Genomic DNA, 16929 nt, shown 5'->3' with positions numbered 1-16929 from the left:
ATGACCCTGACCATCGATCTCGCTGATCCCGAGTACCGGCTCAACCCCTGGCCGATCTACGAGAAACTCAGAGAGACTCCGGTGCACTATCTGCCGGAAGCGACATGGGATGGACGTGATCTGTACGTCTACGCCCGCTACCGCGAGGTCAACGACGCGTTGCGGAACCGGGAGCTGTATTCCTCGCAGATCTACCGCGACGGCATGCTCAATATCCCCATGCTGGTCAACAGGGACGCTCCCGAGCACACCCGGCTGCGCAGAATGGCGAACCGCGCGTTCAGCGCCAGACTTGTTCGCACACTGGGGGATTGGGTACAGGAAATCGTCGACGACCTGATCGCCGATATCCTCACCCGCGATCGGGTCGAGTTCGTGGAGGCATTCACCACCGCGCTGCCGCTGCGCGTCGTCGGCGGGATGCTCGGTATTCCGCTGGATCGCAAGTCCGAACTACGCCGGTGGTCGCAGGGGGTGATGGACGGTTTCGCGGTGGCCGCGGGCATGGATCCGGATCTGGCGCCCGGCTATTACGAGGACGTTCTGGAATTCAGCAACTACATGGACGAACTGGCCCAGGCGCGGTTGGGTTCGCCGAATCAGGGGGACATCCTCGGCGAACTGGTCGCACAGGAAGAGTCGGGGGATATGGACCGCGACGAATTGGTCACGATGGCGTGGTCATTCATCGCGGCCGGTCACGAGACCACGATGAATCTGCTGGGCGGGGGATTCAAGGCCGTGTTGGAAGATCCTGGACTCGGTGATCGAATCGCGGCGTCCCCGGAGAACCTCCGGGAATTCATCGAGGAGTTCCTGCGCCTGTACAGCCCGACCCAATGGCTGCTGCGCCGCGCCGCCCGCGATATCCGGGTCGGGGAGGTCGACATTCCCGAAGGCGGACTGATCCATGTGGTCATAGGGTCGGCCAACCGCGACGACACCCATTTCCCCGGCGCCGCGCGATTCGATCTGGACCGGCCGAACAAGCGCGACCACCTCGCCTTCGGGGCCGGATCGCATTTCTGCCCCGGTTCGTCGCTGTCGCGTTTGCTCGGCGAGCACGCCTTCCGTTCATTGCTGGCGGTCCGGCATCGGTTCAGCCTCGATCCGCAGAACCCACCGCGGCTGCGCACGCGCCAGGGCTCCTTCGGCTATGCCCACATGCCGTTGCTCATCGACGGGGAAGCGGCCGGTGGCGCTGCGTAGACGAGCATTTCTGTCAGGTGGCTCGATATTCGCCGCATCCGTCGCGTTCGGGGCGGGCCGGGGGCGCGGTGAGCCCCCGGAGGTCGTGGATACGGTCGTCGTCGGCGCGGGATACGCGGGAGCGGTAGCCGCGTTGCGACTCGCGCAGGCTGGGCTGCGATGTGTGGTACTCGAGCGTGGACGCCGCTGGAGGATCACCGACGCCGCGGACACCTTCGCCACCCCGGAGAGACCGGACGGGCGCGCGTTCTGGGTGGCCGACCCGGGCGGCGGGACGGTGCTGTCGACGGGCGTGCTCGAGGCGTATCCCGCGCGCGGGATCGTCGGACTTCTCGGGGCAGGTGTCGGCGGCGGATCGCTGGTCAACAACGCCGTACTCATCGCGCCGAGCGCACGCGGATTCCGCCGCACGTTCGCGGGAATACTGGATTACGCGGATATGACCGATATCTGGTATCCACGTGCGCGCCGACTGCTCGGCGTCGAGCCGATTCCCACCGACGTCCTCGACTCCCCGGCATATTCCGGCGCCCGCGAATTCGCCGACCTCGCCGCCCACTCGGGATTCGAGCCCGTCCGGCTCGATATGGGGATGGACTGGTCGGTGGTGCGACGCGAGATCGCGGGCGCCGCCGCACCGTCGGCGATCTCCGGACATTCGATGTGGGGTATCAACAGCGGGGCGAAGCGGAGCGTGGATCGCACCGTGCTCGCCGCCGCCGAAGCCACCGGGTTGACCGAGGTGCGGGCGATGTCGCAGGTTCGCGCGATTGGGCTGGAGAACAACGGATATCGCGTCGAGTACACCGAACGCGCGCTCGACGGTGGGATAGTCGCGCAGCGAACGATGATCGCGGGGCGCGTCGTGCTGGCTGCCGGTTCGATCGGCACGACCGGTCTGCTGGTGCGGGCGAGGGCCGAGGGCAGGCTGCCCGGGGTCAACGGTGAGATCGGCCGACGCTGGGGTACCGGCGGCGACCATCTCGTGGCGATCGGCGGGTTTCCGCCGCCCGAGGCGGGCCAGGGCGGTCCCGCGCATATCGGCGTGTTCGACGAGGACGGCGACGTGCCGGTCTCCATACTGAGTTTTCCGCTGGGGACGACCCTCGGCGGCGGGCTGGCCGGAGGGGCACTCGCGGTGTCGGATCCGCCTGCGGTCGGTACGGTTCGATATGACGCCGGTGTCGTCGTCGACTGGCCCGCCTCGCATCCCGCCGTGACGAGGATCGCCGCCGCGGTTCAGGCGACCGCGGATCGATTCGCTCGCGCTCGCGCGGGTACGAGCGTGGCTGTCAGTGGGGCGCCGACGACGTCACACAGCCTCGGCGGTGTCGTATTCGGCGCCGCGACAACCGATTCCGGTGAGGTTGTCGGCTGCCCGAATCTGCATGTCGTGGATTCGGCGCTGTTGCCGGGGTCGTGCGGCGCGGCGCCGCCAGCGCTGACGGTGACGGCGCTGGCTGACCGTTGTATCACCACGCTCATCGACCATCTCGACCACTGAATCCTAGGAAGGCGGACCATGTCCGACACGATCCTGATCACCGGAGCCTCGGCAGGGCTCGGATTGCTGACCGCACACGAATTGGCGCGCCAGGGGCGCGATCTGGTGCTCGGCTGTCGCAACGAGCTCAAGGCCGCGCAAGTCGCCGACAGCATCCGGGCCGCCGCGCCCGACGTGCGCGTCGCCGTCGCCGTCATGGACACCTCCTCGATCCGGTCGGTGCACCGGGCGGCCGCCGAGATCGCGGCCTCGGCGGCCGTCCCGCTGGCCGGCATCATCAACAACGCGGGCATCCAGATCGTCGACGGGGTGCAGACTTCCGCCGACGGATACGAGATGACTTTCGCGACGAACCATCTCGGCCATTTCCATCTGGTCAACGAGTTGCTCGGCTCGTTGTCGCCGCGGGCGCGCATCATCTCGGTGGCCAGCGAGGTGCACCAGGGACCACGCAAGTCCTTCGGATTTCCCGCACCCCGATGGGACGACCCGGCGCGACTGGCCGATCCGGCCGTGCAGGCGGAACACTCCGGTGGCCGTTGGGGCCGGATCCGCTACGCCACGTCGAAACTGGCCAATATCTACTACACCTACGAACTCGCGCGAAGGCTCGGTGACGGGGGCGTGACGGTGAACGCGTTCGACCCCGGCCTCATGCCGGAGACCGGGCTGGCCCGCGACTATCCCGCTGTGCTGCGCAAGGGCTACCACGTGATGACGCCGTTGCTCACGAAACTGCCGGGGGCGGCGACCGCGGCGCAGTCGGCGTCCGATCTCGCGTGGCTGGCCACCTCCGACGATGTGGCCGGAATCAGCGGCAAGTACTTCTCCGGTCGCCGCGAACATGCCAGCTCACGCGAGTCCTACGACGCCGATCGCGCCGCGCAGTTGTGGCAGACATCCGAGCAGTTGATCCGCAAAGTCATCGGCTGAGCTCGGGGAGTCCGGATGCGACCGAGAACTGCGGCCACCACCGAAAGGTCCAGTTGGTTCTGGCGTTTCGACGCACTGCGACCCGCGCGACAGCGGGTGGTGTGCTTCCCGCACGCCGGTGGTTCGGCCGGGTATTACCGTGCCTGGCTCGACCACGTCGCCGCGGATACCGAATTGCTGCTCGTGCAATATCCGGGCAGACAGGAACGTTTTCGTGAGCGGGCGGCGACCGAGGTGATCGACTTCGGCCGTGCCGTCGCCGCCGACCTCGCACTGCGTCCGCCGCTGCCGACCGTGCTGTTCGGGCACAGCATGGGCGCCTCGGTCGCCTTCGAAACGGCAGGGCGAATGCCGTTGTGCGGTAGCGCCGCGGACCTGTTGATCGTGTCCGCGGCGCAGGCGCCGACCCGCCGACGCGATCTCGCGGTGGACGAACTCGATGACGCGACGCTGCTCGCGCGGATGAGCGGTCTGCCCGAGTCCGATCGCAGGCTGCTCGAAAGTTCGGAGGTCGGCGGGGTTTTCATGTCTGTACTGCGCCGGGACTTGCGCGCGCTGGCCCGGTACCGTCCCGGCGATGTCGAGCCGATCGCCGCCGACATCGTGTGCTTCGCGGGGACAGCCGATCCGGACTTCGATATCGCCGACGCCGACGCGTGGCGTTCGCATACCGCCGGGGCCGTGCGGACGCGTGAGTTCGATGGCGGGCATTTCTACTGGCCGGAGCAGACGGCGGCCGTAGTCGGCGCGGTGGAGCAGAGCCTGCGCGAGATCGTTTCCGCACCGATCCGAGGAGAGAATCGTGCCGAATAGTCCTGTCAGCGAGCACAAGTCACGGGCACGGGCGGTGCTGGCGGTGACGTTGGCCCTGTTCCTCGCCGCACTGGTCGGCGAATTCGTGATACCGGATCACCGGCTCGCGGGCGGAGCCGTCGATCCGTCGTCGGATTCGGCGCAGGTCGCGCGGAATATCGCCCAGATCGCACCGCAGGCCGATCCGAACCTCTTCATCGTCGTGTCTTCCCCGGCGCGGATCACCGACGAGAGGGTCGCCGCCGTCGGGCGCGAACTGACGACCCGACTCGGTGAGATCGATGGCGTCACGGGGGTGAACTCCACGTGGACGGTTCCGTTGGCCGCGTTGCGATCCGCGGATCAGACGTCCGGACTCGTCATCGCGCATATCCGAGGCGACGAAGGCGCCCAGGACCGGGTACTGGCGGACGTGCGCTCGCGGCTGCCGACCGTCGACTCCGATATCGACGTGCGGATCGGCGGTCCGGTCGCCGTCCGGGCGCAGGTCCAGTCGACCGTCGAGAGCGACCTGATCAAAGCCGAATTGATCGCACTGCCCCTGATGTTCGTGGTTCTACTGATCGTCTTCGGCGGGCTCACCGCCGCGCTGCTGCCCATCGCGGTCGGCGTGTTCTCCATCGTGTGCACGAACGCGCTGCTGAAGGTGCTCAGTCACATCGCCGATGTCTCGGTGTTCTCGCAGAACCTCACCACGGCCGTCGGACTGGGGTTGGCCGTCGACTACGCCCTGCTCATGGTGCGCCGGTTCAGGGAGGAGTACGCCGCGCACGGCGATGTCGCTGTCGCGGTGCGCGCGACCTCGGCTTCCGCCGGACGCACTGTGCTGTTCTCCGCCGCGACCATCACCGCGGTGCTCGTGGTGCTGCTCATCTTTCCGATGTATTTCCTGCGCTCGTTCGCCTATGCCGGCGTCGTCGTCGTGGCGATCTCGACCCTCGTGGTCCTGATCTGCCTGCCCGCCGCCTTCGAACTGCTCGGAGGGAGAATCGCCGCGACCAAGTCGGTCGCGGCCAGGCGTGATCGCACGTACTGGGCGACCGGGACGCGCCGGGTCTTGCGGCATCCGCGTCTGTTCGCCCTGGGTACCACCGTAGTGCTGCTCGGTCTGGCGATACCGTTCGGCTCCGTCGCGTACGGCACCGTCGACGATCGGCAGCTGCCACCGGGCGCCGAGATCAGGGCGACGCACGACATCCTGCGCACCGAATTCGAATCCAGTGCCCTGCCGATCGCCAACCTGGTCATCCCCGCGAACTCCGACCCCGCTGAGGTAGGCGCGCTCGCAGGGGGGTTGGCCCGGATCGAAGGAGTGGCGGCGGTGGCGCCGCCGCCATTGCTCACCGATCCGAGAACGACCTCGATACCGGTGGCGTCGACGCTGTTGGTCACCGCGAGCAAGGATATCGAACCCGCCTCCATCCAGGGGCAGGCCGTCGTCGCCGATATTCAGCGAATCGCCCGTGGTCACGACATCCTCGTCGGCGGCGAGATCGCGACACTACTCGACACCAAGGCGGTGATCGGGCGGATCGCGCCGATCGCGATCGTGGCCGTCCTGCTGGTGGCGCTGGTCGCCGTCTTCCTGCTGACCGGAAGTATCGTGCTCGCCGCCGTCTCGGTCCTGGTCAATGGATTGAGCCTGACAGCGACGCTCGGCGCGATCGTGTGGATATTTCAGGACGGGCACCTGTCCGGCATGCTCGGCTTCACCCCGACCGGCGCGATCGACACGACCCTGCCGATCCTCGTGATCTGCATCGCGTTCGGATTGTCCATGGACTACGGGGTTTTCGTGCTGGCCCGGCTGACAGAGGAGCGGCGTGCCGGCGTCCCGCACGACGAGGCGATCGTCAACGCGATAGCGCGTACCGGAGGAATCGTCACCTCCGCGGCCATCATCTTGACCATCGTTCTCGTCGCGATCGGCACCTCTCAGGTCGCCGCGATGAAAATGCTCGGAATCGGGGTCGCGCTGGCGGCATTGGTCGACGCGAGCATCGTGCGGCTCGTCCTGGTGCCGGCGACGCTCGGGACACTCGGCGAGGCGACCTGGTGGTCACCCCGGGTGCTGCGCCGACTGTCCGCCTCGTTCTCCTTCGCCGAGCACGAGGTGGGCGAGGCGCCCGGGTCTCCGACGCCGACCGACGCCGCGCTCGAAACAAAGGCCACCGCATGACAATTCGATCAGAGGTGCTGATATGAGTAAGAATTTCGCCGACGAGTACCTGTTCCCGTACCCGGTCGACGCGGTGCATCGGGCACTGTTCAGTAGGGAGCATTGGGCGTGCCGACTGGCGCAGGTGGGTGATCAGGCGACGACGATGACCGGTTTCACCGCATCACCGGGACAGATCACAGTCACCGCGTCCACCGAGATCGCGGGCGCGCTGCTGCCTCCGGGAGCCGCCCGAAACCGTGACATCACCTTCGATTTCGAGGAGGAATGGCACGATCTCGACGGCGACATCGCCCACGGCGTGATGCGCGCGTCGATCAAGCTCGCGCGGATGCGGCTCGACGGCACATTTCGCCTGCGTGCCCGCGGCCTGTCGGACAGTGTTATGCGCTTCGAGGGCGAAGTGACCTCGAAACTGCCGGTTTTCGGCAGGGCCGTCGAGGACGGCGTCTGCACGCAGATCATCGAAGGGTTCACGCGCAACTGCGATTTCATCCAGGAGTGGGTGGGGCTGAAATCTGTCGAACCGGTACCCGAACCGGAATGAGCGCCGGTGGCTCGACCGCGGGTCCCCGGCTCACGCGCTGTACATCGCGCCGACCTCGGAAGCGAAGTCGCGGAGCACGATATTGCGCTTGAGCTTCAACGAGGGCGTGACATATCCGTTGGCCTCGGTGAAATCGGCGTTCAGCAGGCGGAATTTGCGGACGGCCTCGGCCTTGGAGACGGCCTGGTTGCCGTCATCGATGGCGGCTTGGATCGCGGCCAGCAGATCAGGGTCGGCGGCGAGATCGGCGACACTGGCGTGGTCGGGTTTGCCATTGAGCTGTTTCCAGGTGGGGAACTGCTCGTCGTCGACGGTGACCAGGCAACCGATGAACGGCTTGCCGTCGCCGACCACGATCACCTCGCCGATGATGGGGTGGGCACGGATACGGTCCTCGATCATGGCCGGGGCGACGTTCTTACCGCCCGCGGTGACGATGATTTCCTTCTTGCGCCCGATGATGGTGAGGTATCCGTCCTCATCGAGGGTGCCGAGGTCCCCGGTGGCGAACCAGCCGTCCCGGAACGCGTCGGCGGTGGCTTCCGGGTTGTTCCAATATCCGGTGAACACGTTCGGTCCACGCAGCAGGATTTCGCCGTCGTCATCGATGCGGATCGTTGAGCCGGGTAGCGGCTGGCCGACCGTGCCGATCTTGGTCCCGTCATCCGGGTTGAACGTGGCTGCGGCGCAGGTCTCGGTCAGCCCGTAGCCCTCCAGCACGGTGAATCCGACCCCGCGGAAGAAGTGACCGAGCCGTTCGCCGAGCGCGGCGCCGCCGGAAATGGCGTGCGTGGCGCGGCCACCGAGCGCGGCACGCAGACGGCCGTAGACGAGGCGGTCGAACAGCGCGTGCCGGATCCGCAACGGCAGCGAGATCCGGCCGCTCTCCCTGGCCCGGCTGTAGGCGATGGCCGTCGAGGCCGCCAGATCGAAGATCCGGCCCCGACCGGCGAGTTGGGCTTTCGCGCGGGCGGAGTTGTACACCTTCTCGAATACGCGCGGAACGCCGAGGATCATCGTCGGCTGGAACGCCTCGAGTTCGGCGGTGACATCCTTGACGTCGGCGACGTTGGCGAGGTCGATGGGGGTGAACACCGCCGCGACCTCGGCGCCCCGGCCCAGCACATGCGCCAGCGGCAGGAACAGCAGCATCGACGACTCACCGGTGCGGAACAGCGCGGGCATCCGGGCGGTGATGTTACCCACCTCGGCCAGGAAGTTGCCGTGGGTCAGTTGACAGCCTTTCGGCCTGCCGGTGGTGCCGGAGGTGTAGACGATCGTCGCCAGTCCATCGGCCGATACGGCCGCCCTGCGATCGGCGAGGACGCTATCGCTGATCGGTGCGCCGTCCGCCATCAGGGTCGCGATGGCGTCGGCGTCGATCTGCCAGGTGTGCATCAGTTTCGGTAGTTGGTCGCGCAGTCCGGCGACCAAGGCCGCATGCTGGTCGGTCTCGGTGATGATGACGATGGCCCCGGAGTCGGAGACGATCCACCGCAACTGGTCGGTGGAGGAGGTTTCGTATACCGGGACCACGACCGCGCCCGCACACCAGATCGCGAAGTCGAGCAGCGTCCACTCGTAGCGGGTACGGGACATGACAGCCACCCGATCGCCGACCTGAACGCCGTTCGCGATCAGTCCTTTCGCGGTCGCTCGCACCTCGGCGCGGAATTGGGCAGCGGTCAGATCGTGCCAACTGTTATCGACCTTGCGGCTCATCACAGGGAGATCGGGAAACCGTTCGGCGTTGCGTTCGATCAAGTCGCCGAGGTTCGCCTCGGGGGGAACCTGGTATAGGGCCGGCAATCCGAATTCGTGCATGATCACTCCTCGTAGGCGACGCTGCCGGAAGGCGCGGGTTCGCTCGTCCTGGGTAAGTGGCGCATAGTCAAGTGTGATCTGAATTACACCGACGGGCGATGGCTGTTGGCAGTTCTCGGCGAGGACCAAAGTCCTCTGTCGGGCAGTGTCGGGCGCGCAGTCGCGGCGTCAGCCCTCTACCCGCTTCCGCAGACCGTTCAGCGTGCTGTCCACCAGCCCTTTGATCACTCGATTGCGGATGAAGCCGGGCAGCGGCAGGTTGTGATGGATGGTCAGCCGGTAGCTGACCGAGGTGGTGTCCGGGCCGGCTTCGTCGAGCTGGTAGCTACCTTCTTGACCGGTCTGCAGGCGTCCTTGCACCATCGACCAGCTCATGCCGTCGTCACGGTGGAGGTAGGTGAGGGTGTAGGTGTCGGTGCCGACCGTCGCCGAGGCCTTGAATCGGGCGGTCACCGGCAGTCCGGTCTGCTGGTCCACCTCGAGTACATCGGCTTCGAGTATTTCGGGAATCCACTCGGGCTGGCTTTTCAGGTCGCGGATCGTGGCGAGTACCCGCGCCACCGGGGCATGCACGCGCATCGTTTTCGTGGCGCTGTCAGTGGGCATGAGATCTCCTCGCACTGGAGATGCCGGTGTCCTCGGGGCCCGAGGCCTCTGTTCGCGACAATACTCCCGCCGCGCGGCGCTGACTGTCGAGTGGTCACATGGGTTGCGGTTGGGCGGACTCGCTTCGGCCCCAGGTCCGGTCTCCGGTGATGCGGCGGTTCATCGCCCGGGCCATCCGCGAGGCCTGCACCACCGCTCGCGCGGCGAACGGTCCGGAATGCCGCTCGTGGACGACCTCGATCCACAGCGCCAGCCAGCGCTGGAAGTGCGCGGTGGTGAGCGGGTGCTGTTCGTGCAGGCGGGTGTGGGCGGCCAGGGCGCTGCGGCGGTAGGACTTGGCCCCGAACAGCACCGTTTCCCAGAAATCGCACATCACGGGCAGATGGGATTCCAGGCCGGCCTCGCGGAGTTCGGTGAACGGGATCGCAAGCACTTCGTCGGTGAGCGCCCGGCCGTAGAAGTCGCGCAGCAGTGCTTCGACGTCATCGCGGGTGGTCAGGTCGGCGCGGCCCGCGGGCACTGTCATCGGTGACTCCTCAGCTTCGGCGGCTGAACGAGGCCGTCGGACATGCCACCGATGGTAGCCCGGTGCGCGTGCGCGATGCTCCGGTGGTGATCGGACCGGAGATCGGCTCGCTCGGGGCTGCCCGAGTGGGCCCGCTTCCGCGCTAGTGATAGTCCGACCGGCTATCGCTATCAGATCGGACAGCCCGATCCGAGGGGCGGCGCGGCGAAGGTGTCGAGTGCGTACTTGCGGTGCGCGCGGACCAGTTTCTCGTACTGCAATCGGTTGTAGGCCAGAGGCGCCAACAGCAGTCGGTCGGGCAGGATCTTCCACGCGATCTGCAGGACGCGCACATAGACGGCGAACTCGATGTCGTGGCGGCGCTTCGGTTCGTAGCCGACCAGTCGTCGCACGCCGGGGTGCATCGCCTGGGTCGAGCACACCTGGATCAGGTGTCCGACGAACGGGCGGATCAGCAACCACAACGGCACGAGGACGTTCCGCGCCAAGGGGGAGATCCCGAGTGTCGGCAACGGCAGGCGAGTGAGCTTGGCGAATTCCTCGACGAGGAACGGATTCGATCGCAGTTCCTGTTCGACCATGGCGTCGTAATACGCGGTGGCCGAGGCCAGGTCGGGCGGCAGTTTCCCGGATTGCGAGGCGAGTTCGAGTTCGGCGAACGTCTCGCGCATCATCTGGTAAGCGGCTTCCTTCTCCTCCGGGCGCATGACGACGCCGGTGCAGTAGGTGAAGGTGTTGAGCGGCACGAACATTCCGCTGACGCCGATCCAGATCCAGGTCTTCGGATTCAGCGCGCTGTATCGGACGTCCTGGTAAGCGCCCTTGCCTCGGCCGTGCACGTCGCGATGACGCTGCTTGAGCCATTGCGCCTCGGCCTTGCGGTCGACCGGGTCGCCCCACAGGGCCAGAAGTCCGGACGTGCCGCTCCGGACGCCGCGGTCGGCGAAGTTCGCGGCGAATCGCCCGGTCCGGTCGACGGCGGCGGCGACGGGAACCAGCGCCACCTGGTCGAAGGCAGAGGCGGCGAAGACGCCGGTCAGCACGCTGGCGGTGTGCTTGCGGAACTCGGCCACGACCTCGGGCCGCACCCGGTCGGAAGTGCTTGGCGCGATGCTGGTTTCGGACACAACGGGCAACTCTGCGTTCGTTGTCATGACACACCCCTGAACGGCGAGTGATAGTTTACTACCTATTAGACTATCATTCCGGTGTGGTGCAGGCGAGGCCCGGCCGTGCGCCCCGACGCGGTCGAGAGGGGGATGGGTGGTGTCGACACGGGTGACGAGGTGCTCCGCCGGTAGGCTGACGTCGGTGAGGGCGCACCGGGAGGATCCGAGCATCACCGAGGCGACGGTCACCGAGGCGATGGCCACCGAGGCGAGCGCCCGCCCGCAGACCGGTGGGGCTCGTGCCCTGATGGGCGGCGTCGATATCGAGGGGACAGTCACGGAGTTCCTCGCCGCGGCGGGCGAGGCGTGGTCGGACCTCACCGCTCTGGACTCGCGTTCGCGTCGCATCGTCGACGCGGCCCGAGATTGCTTCGCCGAGGTCGGGTTCGAGGAGACGACGATGGTGCGCATCGCCGAACTCGCCGGCGTCGGCGTGGCGACGGTGTATCGCAGATTCGGCACCAAGTCGGCGCTGGTGCGCTATGCGTTGATGGCCGAATCGCAGCGGGTCGGCCTCATCATGGCCGAGGCTGTTCGCCGCTCGGTCGGACCGGTGAGCGCGCTGGCGGAAATGTTCGCCGCGTTCGTCAGCGAGGCGAGCGCCCCGCGACTGCTCACCCGCAGTCTGCGCGTGTCCTCCGCCTCCGGTGAACTGACCAGCTTCCTGACCGGTGACGAATTCATCGCGCAGGGGCGCACGCTGGTGGCCCGGTACCTACAGCATTGGCAACGACGGGGAGAGCTCGGTGATTTCGACACCGAGGTGGTCGCCGAACTGTTCGTCCGGCTGACGATGACGTTCATCTCCAACCCGCGCGGTGTGCTGCCGCTCGGCGACACCGCGGCGGCGAAACAGTTCGCTCGCCGCTACCTGGCGCCGCTGCTGTTTCCCCACCCCGGTGGCCGCTGACCGCTACACCTGCTTGGGTCGCACCTTGTACGCGGCCGACTTCAACTCCCGCTTTTTCATCCGCTGAATACTGCGGTGGTGCTTGCGGGCGTGGTAGGCGATCGGGAAGTAGGTGAGCCGCTCGGGCAGCACCCGGTAGGCGAAACGGATTCCGGCGTAGATCCTTTCGAGCCTCCGCTGCTCCTCGGGACTCCAGTCGACGCCGATCATGGCGCGCAGACGTGGATCGAGCAGCCCAACGACGGACAGATAGTTGAACCGAAGCATCGGCCTGGCCAAGGCGCGAGCGATCGGTCGGGCCGGGAACCGCAGGGCGCGCAACTGTTCGGTGTCACCCGCGCGCAGCATGGCGAAATCGGCGCGTACCCGGTCTTCGGCGGAGAGCACCTCGTTCACCATGCGCTCGTAGTAGGCGTCGAATTCGGTGCGCGTCTGTGGGTAGCCCTTCATCGGCACCCGAAGGATCTTGGCGATCCGGATGTTGTCGCCGAGCAGGTCGTCGAGTTCGGCAGGGCTGAATTCGCGACCGATCAGCAGCGGGCCCGCTTTCGCCGTGGTGACGAAGGCGGTGGCGATCACCCACTGGTAGGCCTCGGGATTGAGCGCGCTGATGCGCTTGCCCGCGGCGTTGCGCATGGTCAACGGCTCGTGCAGGGAACGAAGACGGGTGCCTTCCTGCACCGCCTCCAGTCCGCCGTAGGTCCAGCGCAGCACGGAGTCGACCGAGCGGATGGCACGGCCCATCGGGTCGGTGCGCGCCACCGAGTATCGGTCGGTGACATCGCGGATGACCGGGTGCAGACCCTGCATGGCGAAGGCCGCGCCCTCGAGGAGCAGATAGGTCCAGTGCCCGACCATTTCCGCGGTCAGCGATTCGGGGGACACCAGTTCGATCGGTTCCTCGTCGTCGGATACCCAGACGAGCGGCGCGGGCGCCGGTCCGCGGGAGTGGTCGGGCTCTCGTGGGATGTGCGGTGCGGATTTGCTTGCGGCTGTGGACATGACGATCTCCTGTGTGGGGGTCAGCGGGGTGCGGACGGTGTCGGGGAAGCGGGAATGGGCAGGTCAGGTGTGACACCGCCGACATCGGTGATGGTCCACCCGGCGGCGCGGTCGAGTGTCACGGTGTAAGCGGCGGTGGCGACGACGCCTTCGGGGGTCTGGCGGCTACGGGAATTCATGTCGACGAACACCCGCACGACGTAGAGGTCGCCGTCGCGGCGCAGCACTTTCGCGGCGAGCGGCTCTGCGGTGGCGGAATACTCCATCTGCGTCAGCCACGGCCCGACGACGTCGACCGCGGCGGACATCTTCGCGGCGAGTTGTCCGGTGACGCCCGCCTGCAATGCGGTGCGCCACCTTTCGATATCGCCCACCTTCACCTCGGAGACGTTCAACGCGTAGGTGGCGGCGGCCTGCTCGGCGGCGGCATCGGCGCCGAGCCGAGCCCGCAGTGCCGCCAACTCGTCGGCCGAATCATCGGTGCGCCAGGCGAATACGGCCACTGCCGCGACCGCCACCGAGATCACGGCGACCAGCAGCGCGGCGATCATCGGACGGCTCGCGGCACGCAGGCCGCGGACGCGGGCAGCGGGCCGAGACGGAGGCGAAACCTTCTCGGGCGCTGTGGTTTCGGTGTCGGAGTCCGTAGTACTCATCGTTGTCCTCGATCGGCGGGCGCCGGGTCGCCCGGCGGCTGGAGGGTGATGCGGAGCCGGTCGCCTGGCAATGCGGTGAGGGCCTGGTCGAGCAGCGTGGCCATGTCGACAGCGCCGAGGGCGGGTCCGGCGGCGGTGGTGACGGGGCGCAGGGCGACGCCGAGTGCTCCGAGTTCGGGGGCGAGCCTGCTGAGGAATTCGACGAATCGCCGCTGTTCTTCCCGCCACGATCCCAGGACTTCGCTGCCGCGCAGCAGCGCCGAACCCTCGAACAGGTACTCGTAGGACACGCCGAGGGTGTCGCCGAAACCGTCGAGTTGCGGGGGCGCGGCGGTCAGTACCGGCTTCACCCAGTCGATATCGGGCAGTAGCCGCATCAGGTTGCGCAGGACGGCCTCGATCGACGGCTGGTGCCTGGCGAGGGTCACGGCGAGCACATCGGCCGCGCGGGCGAGGGCCGGCGCGGTCGTCGACGCGTGTTCGACCGCCTGGGTGAAGGTGTCGACCAGCCGGACCACGGTTCGGGTATCGCTCTGACTCAACAGATTCGATGAGACTGCGAGCAATTCCGGTACCGAGGTCGGCGCTTGGACGGAGCCGGTGATCTCATCGCCGTCGGCCAGATACCGGTCCGAGTCCGCGGAGTCGGGCAGGAACGCGAAGACCGGCTCGCCGAGCGCGGACAGGTTCTCCACCTTCATCGCCGCGTCGGCCGGTATGTGATGAACGCGGTTGTAGGACAATCGGATCAGCACGCCACCGGGGACACTCTCGACGCCGTCCACCGCGCCGATGTCGACTCCCCGGTACACCACGTCCGCGCCCGGTCGGAGTCCGGCGGCATGCGGCATCCGGACGCTGACGTGGTTGTGTCGTGCGGTCGGCTCCACCCGCAGCACCCCCAGCGCGAGGTAGCCGACGCCGAGGGCGGTCACGAGGGCGAGGACAAGGGCGGAGTACGCGGCGGGCAGACGGGTCATGGCAGCACTCCGATCAGCCGCAACAGAATCAGCGCGTCCACTTCACCGCCCGGACTGGCGCCGAGCCCGATCCGGCGCAGGTCGACGGCGGGAGCGCCGAGGAACGGAATCACCTTGCCGTTCAACAGCTCCGATATCGCGGCGCCGTTGCCGATCCAGGTGGTGGCGTCGGGGGAGGGTTCGCGCAGCAGGGTGGCCGATTTCTCCAGTGCCTCGTTGATATGCGGCAGTCGCGGGATCAGCCAGTCCAGTCCGGTGGTGAGGGTGTTGACGTCGATGACGACATTGAGCACGGCGGTCATGAACTGAGGGACGCGCTCCAGCCGATGGCGCGCGGTCTCGGAGAAGATGAACCCGACTTCCTCACGCATCGAGTTCAGTCGCTGGCTCACCTGGTCGGTGGCCGCGATCATGCGGTCGATATCGGGCAGGTGAGCGACGGTGACGGCGAGATCGGTGTCGATCCTGGCCGCCAATTCCCCTGTCCCGGCGGGGTCCTCCGGCATCATTGCGACGAGCTGTTCGAGAGCGTCCTGGGTTCGGGTGGCGCTGCCGCCGTTGACGAAAGCGGCCATGCGTTCGAGGATCTGCTCGATCTGCGGACCGGTCTCCGTGTCGCGCAGTGGGATTCGGTCGCCGTCGCCGAGTGTCGCGCCGGTGGGTTGTGCCGGGGGCAGCAGGGCGATGTAGATGTCGCCGAGCACAGTGGTCTGGCGCAGTTCGGCGCGGGTGCCGACCGGCAGTCGGACGTCGGCGCGGATGTGGAGGGCGGCGATCGCGGCCCGCGGTTCCAGCGTGATCGAATCGACCGCGCCGATTTCGGCGCCGTTGCTGCGCACACGCGCTCCCGCGGGCAGGCTGAGCAGGGATTCGAATTCGACGATCACGTCGTAGTGGCCGCCACGCACCCCAGTGCCGGGCAGGGTGTGATCGCTCGGGTCGAATCCGCAGCCCGCCGCGAGCAGCGCCAGCAATGTCCCGATGAGGATCACCCGGCGGCTCATGGTGTTCCTCCTACGGTCGCCAGCACGGCCAGGGGCAGCGGCATGCGGGCCGCGTTCGTCCCGAGCATCGCGCACAGTCCTGGATCAGCGGCAGCGCACTGCGCCGGCGGTCGGTAGTCGAGCGTCAGCCCGCCGTCTCGAATCATGTTCTGCAGCATGGTGATCACGCCGGGGACGGTGGCCAGGAGGTCGTGGGAGTTCTCGGCGCCGGTGCGCGCGAGGGTGACGAGTGGGATGGATTGTTCGATGGCGTCCATCAGATACGGGAAGTGGTGATCGAACGCACGATCGAGCGGGCCGAGCGCGAAGGCGAGTTTGCCGACGAGGACCTTGACGATCACCAGGGTGCTTTCGAGCAATTCCAGGCCGGGGCCGAAGGTGATCATGGAGGTCTTGATGTCGGCCCACTCGTCGGTGACGAACCGGCTCAGTTCGGCGGATCTGTCGATCAGTTCGCCGATCTCGCCGGCGAAGGCGTCCGGCGCGGCCAGTAGCCGGGACAAGGCGCGCATCTGCTGATCGAGTTCGGGGCCGAGGCCGTCGAGTTCCCGGTCGGCGCCTGCGAGCAGGGCGCTGAGCGGGGTGGCGCCGTCCGGGCCGGGCCGGGTGAGTTCGTCGGCGACGCGGGAGAAGGAGCCGAGGGCGTCGGCGACGCTGACGGGAGTGCGGGTGCGGTCCGGCGGCAGGCAGCGGTCGGCGGGCAATTCGGCGCCGCCGTGTGTTTCGCTGTCGACCAGTTCGACGCGCCGGTCGGTGAGCAGCGACGCGTTCACCACCACCGCCCTGGTCTTTTCGGACAGCGGCCGTTGGTCGATCGTCATCTCCACCCGGACGTGGTCGCGTTCGGGCACGATGTGGCGGACCCGTCCGACCGCTACGCCGCGGATGGTGACAGGCGCGTCGGTGTAGAGACCGAAAGTCGTGTCGAACAGCGCGCAGACCGGCTGGGCCTGACGCCGATTCCACTGGGTGGCCGCGGCCGCGGTGGTGACGACGGTCGCGACCACGGCGATGATCAGCAGGGCGGGGACAGCGCGTCCGCGGGCGGCGGCGGAGTCGGTCCTCAT

The 16929-nt window shown here is 67.3% G+C and carries 16 protein-coding genes; 7 read left to right on the top strand and 9 right to left on the bottom strand.

Annotated elements, in window-relative coordinates; genetic code table 11:
* Genes ABZS43_RS23770 through ABZS43_RS23745 form a run of 6 tightly spaced genes read left to right on the top strand, consistent with a single transcriptional unit; the run spans position 1 to position 7185 of the window.
* Positions 1–1209 (top strand): cytochrome P450, encoded by a 1209-nt coding sequence (locus ABZS43_RS23770; protein ID WP_355038143.1) that lies wholly within the window; start codon positions 1–3, stop codon positions 1207–1209.
* Positions 1196–2713 carry a GMC oxidoreductase gene (locus ABZS43_RS23765; RefSeq protein ID WP_355038142.1) on the top strand — a complete coding sequence of 506 codons (1518 nt, stop codon included), beginning with the start codon at positions 1196–1198 and terminating at the stop codon, positions 2711–2713. The genes ABZS43_RS23770 and ABZS43_RS23765 overlap by 14 nt, the downstream gene beginning before the upstream one ends.
* A gap of 18 nt (positions 2714–2731) precedes the next feature.
* On the top strand, positions 2732–3646 hold the full coding sequence (locus tag ABZS43_RS23760; RefSeq protein WP_355038141.1) for an SDR family NAD(P)-dependent oxidoreductase: 915 nt from the start codon (positions 2732–2734) through the stop codon (positions 3644–3646).
* 15 nt (positions 3647–3661) lie between these two features.
* Positions 3662–4459, top strand: a complete 798-nt coding sequence (locus ABZS43_RS23755; RefSeq protein ID WP_355038140.1) for an alpha/beta fold hydrolase — start codon at positions 3662–3664, stop codon at positions 4457–4459.
* Positions 4449–6638 (top strand): MMPL family transporter, encoded by a 2190-nt coding sequence (locus ABZS43_RS23750; protein ID WP_355038139.1) that lies wholly within the window; start codon positions 4449–4451, stop codon positions 6636–6638. Before ABZS43_RS23755 ends, ABZS43_RS23750 begins: the two co-directional genes overlap by 11 nt.
* 22 nt (positions 6639–6660) lie before the next feature.
* Positions 6661–7185 carry a DUF2505 domain-containing protein gene (locus tag ABZS43_RS23745; protein WP_355038138.1) on the top strand — a complete coding sequence of 175 codons (525 nt, stop codon included), beginning with the start codon at positions 6661–6663 and terminating at the stop codon, positions 7183–7185.
* A gap of 30 nt (positions 7186–7215) precedes the next feature.
* On the opposite strand, the gene ABZS43_RS23740 is transcribed toward ABZS43_RS23745, so the two are convergent.
* From ABZS43_RS23740 to ABZS43_RS23725, 4 genes are all read right to left on the bottom strand, one after another.
* Entirely contained in the window at positions 7216–9009 is a 1794-nt protein-coding gene (locus ABZS43_RS23740) for a long-chain fatty acid--CoA ligase (RefSeq protein ID WP_355038137.1), read from the bottom strand.
* 168 nt (positions 9010–9177) lie between these two features.
* Positions 9178–9615, bottom strand: a complete 438-nt coding sequence (locus ABZS43_RS23735) for an SRPBCC family protein (protein ID WP_355038136.1) — start codon at positions 9613–9615, stop codon at positions 9178–9180.
* A gap of 94 nt (positions 9616–9709) precedes the next feature.
* Entirely contained in the window at positions 9710–10141 is a 432-nt protein-coding gene (locus ABZS43_RS23730; protein WP_355038135.1) for a group III truncated hemoglobin, read from the bottom strand.
* Positions 10142–10311: 170 nt separating this feature from the next.
* A complete protein-coding gene (locus ABZS43_RS23725) occupies positions 10312–11295 on the bottom strand; it encodes an oxygenase MpaB family protein (protein ID WP_355038134.1) in 984 nt (327 codons plus the stop codon).
* Positions 11296–11452: 157 nt separating this feature from the next.
* Between ABZS43_RS23725 and ABZS43_RS23720 the strand changes: the two genes are divergently transcribed.
* On the top strand, positions 11453–12220 hold the full coding sequence (locus tag ABZS43_RS23720; protein ID WP_355038133.1) for a TetR/AcrR family transcriptional regulator: 768 nt from the start codon (positions 11453–11455) through the stop codon (positions 12218–12220).
* 3 nt (positions 12221–12223) lie between these two features.
* Here the strand turns inward: ABZS43_RS23720 and ABZS43_RS23715 are convergent, their stop codons facing one another.
* The 5 genes from ABZS43_RS23715 to ABZS43_RS23695 are packed head-to-tail and all read right to left on the bottom strand — an operon-like array spanning position 12224 to position 16929.
* Complete coding sequence (locus tag ABZS43_RS23715; RefSeq protein ID WP_355038132.1) at positions 12224–13222, bottom strand: oxygenase MpaB family protein; 999 nt, start codon at positions 13220–13222, stop codon at positions 12224–12226.
* Positions 13223–13242: 20 nt separating this feature from the next.
* Positions 13243–13878: a hypothetical protein gene (locus ABZS43_RS23710; RefSeq protein ID WP_355038131.1), complete on the bottom strand. Its 636-nt coding sequence runs from the start codon at positions 13876–13878 to the stop codon at positions 13243–13245.
* Positions 13875–14858 (bottom strand): MlaD family protein, encoded by a 984-nt coding sequence (locus tag ABZS43_RS23705; RefSeq protein WP_355038130.1) that lies wholly within the window; start codon positions 14856–14858, stop codon positions 13875–13877. The genes ABZS43_RS23710 and ABZS43_RS23705 overlap by 4 nt, the downstream gene beginning before the upstream one ends.
* Positions 14855–15862, bottom strand: a complete 1008-nt coding sequence (locus ABZS43_RS23700) for an MlaD family protein (protein ID WP_355038129.1) — start codon at positions 15860–15862, stop codon at positions 14855–14857. The genes ABZS43_RS23705 and ABZS43_RS23700 overlap by 4 nt, the downstream gene beginning before the upstream one ends.
* Complete coding sequence (locus ABZS43_RS23695) at positions 15859–16929, bottom strand: MlaD family protein (protein ID WP_355038128.1); 1071 nt, start codon at positions 16927–16929, stop codon at positions 15859–15861. The genes ABZS43_RS23700 and ABZS43_RS23695 overlap by 4 nt, the downstream gene beginning before the upstream one ends.

It is taken from the genome of Nocardia sp. NPDC005366, assembly GCF_040606855.1.
Classification (GTDB): Bacteria; Actinomycetota; Actinomycetes; order Mycobacteriales; family Mycobacteriaceae; genus Nocardia.
Note: the sequence above shows the minus strand (reverse complement) of the source record. Positions and strands in the feature narration are given on the sequence as shown.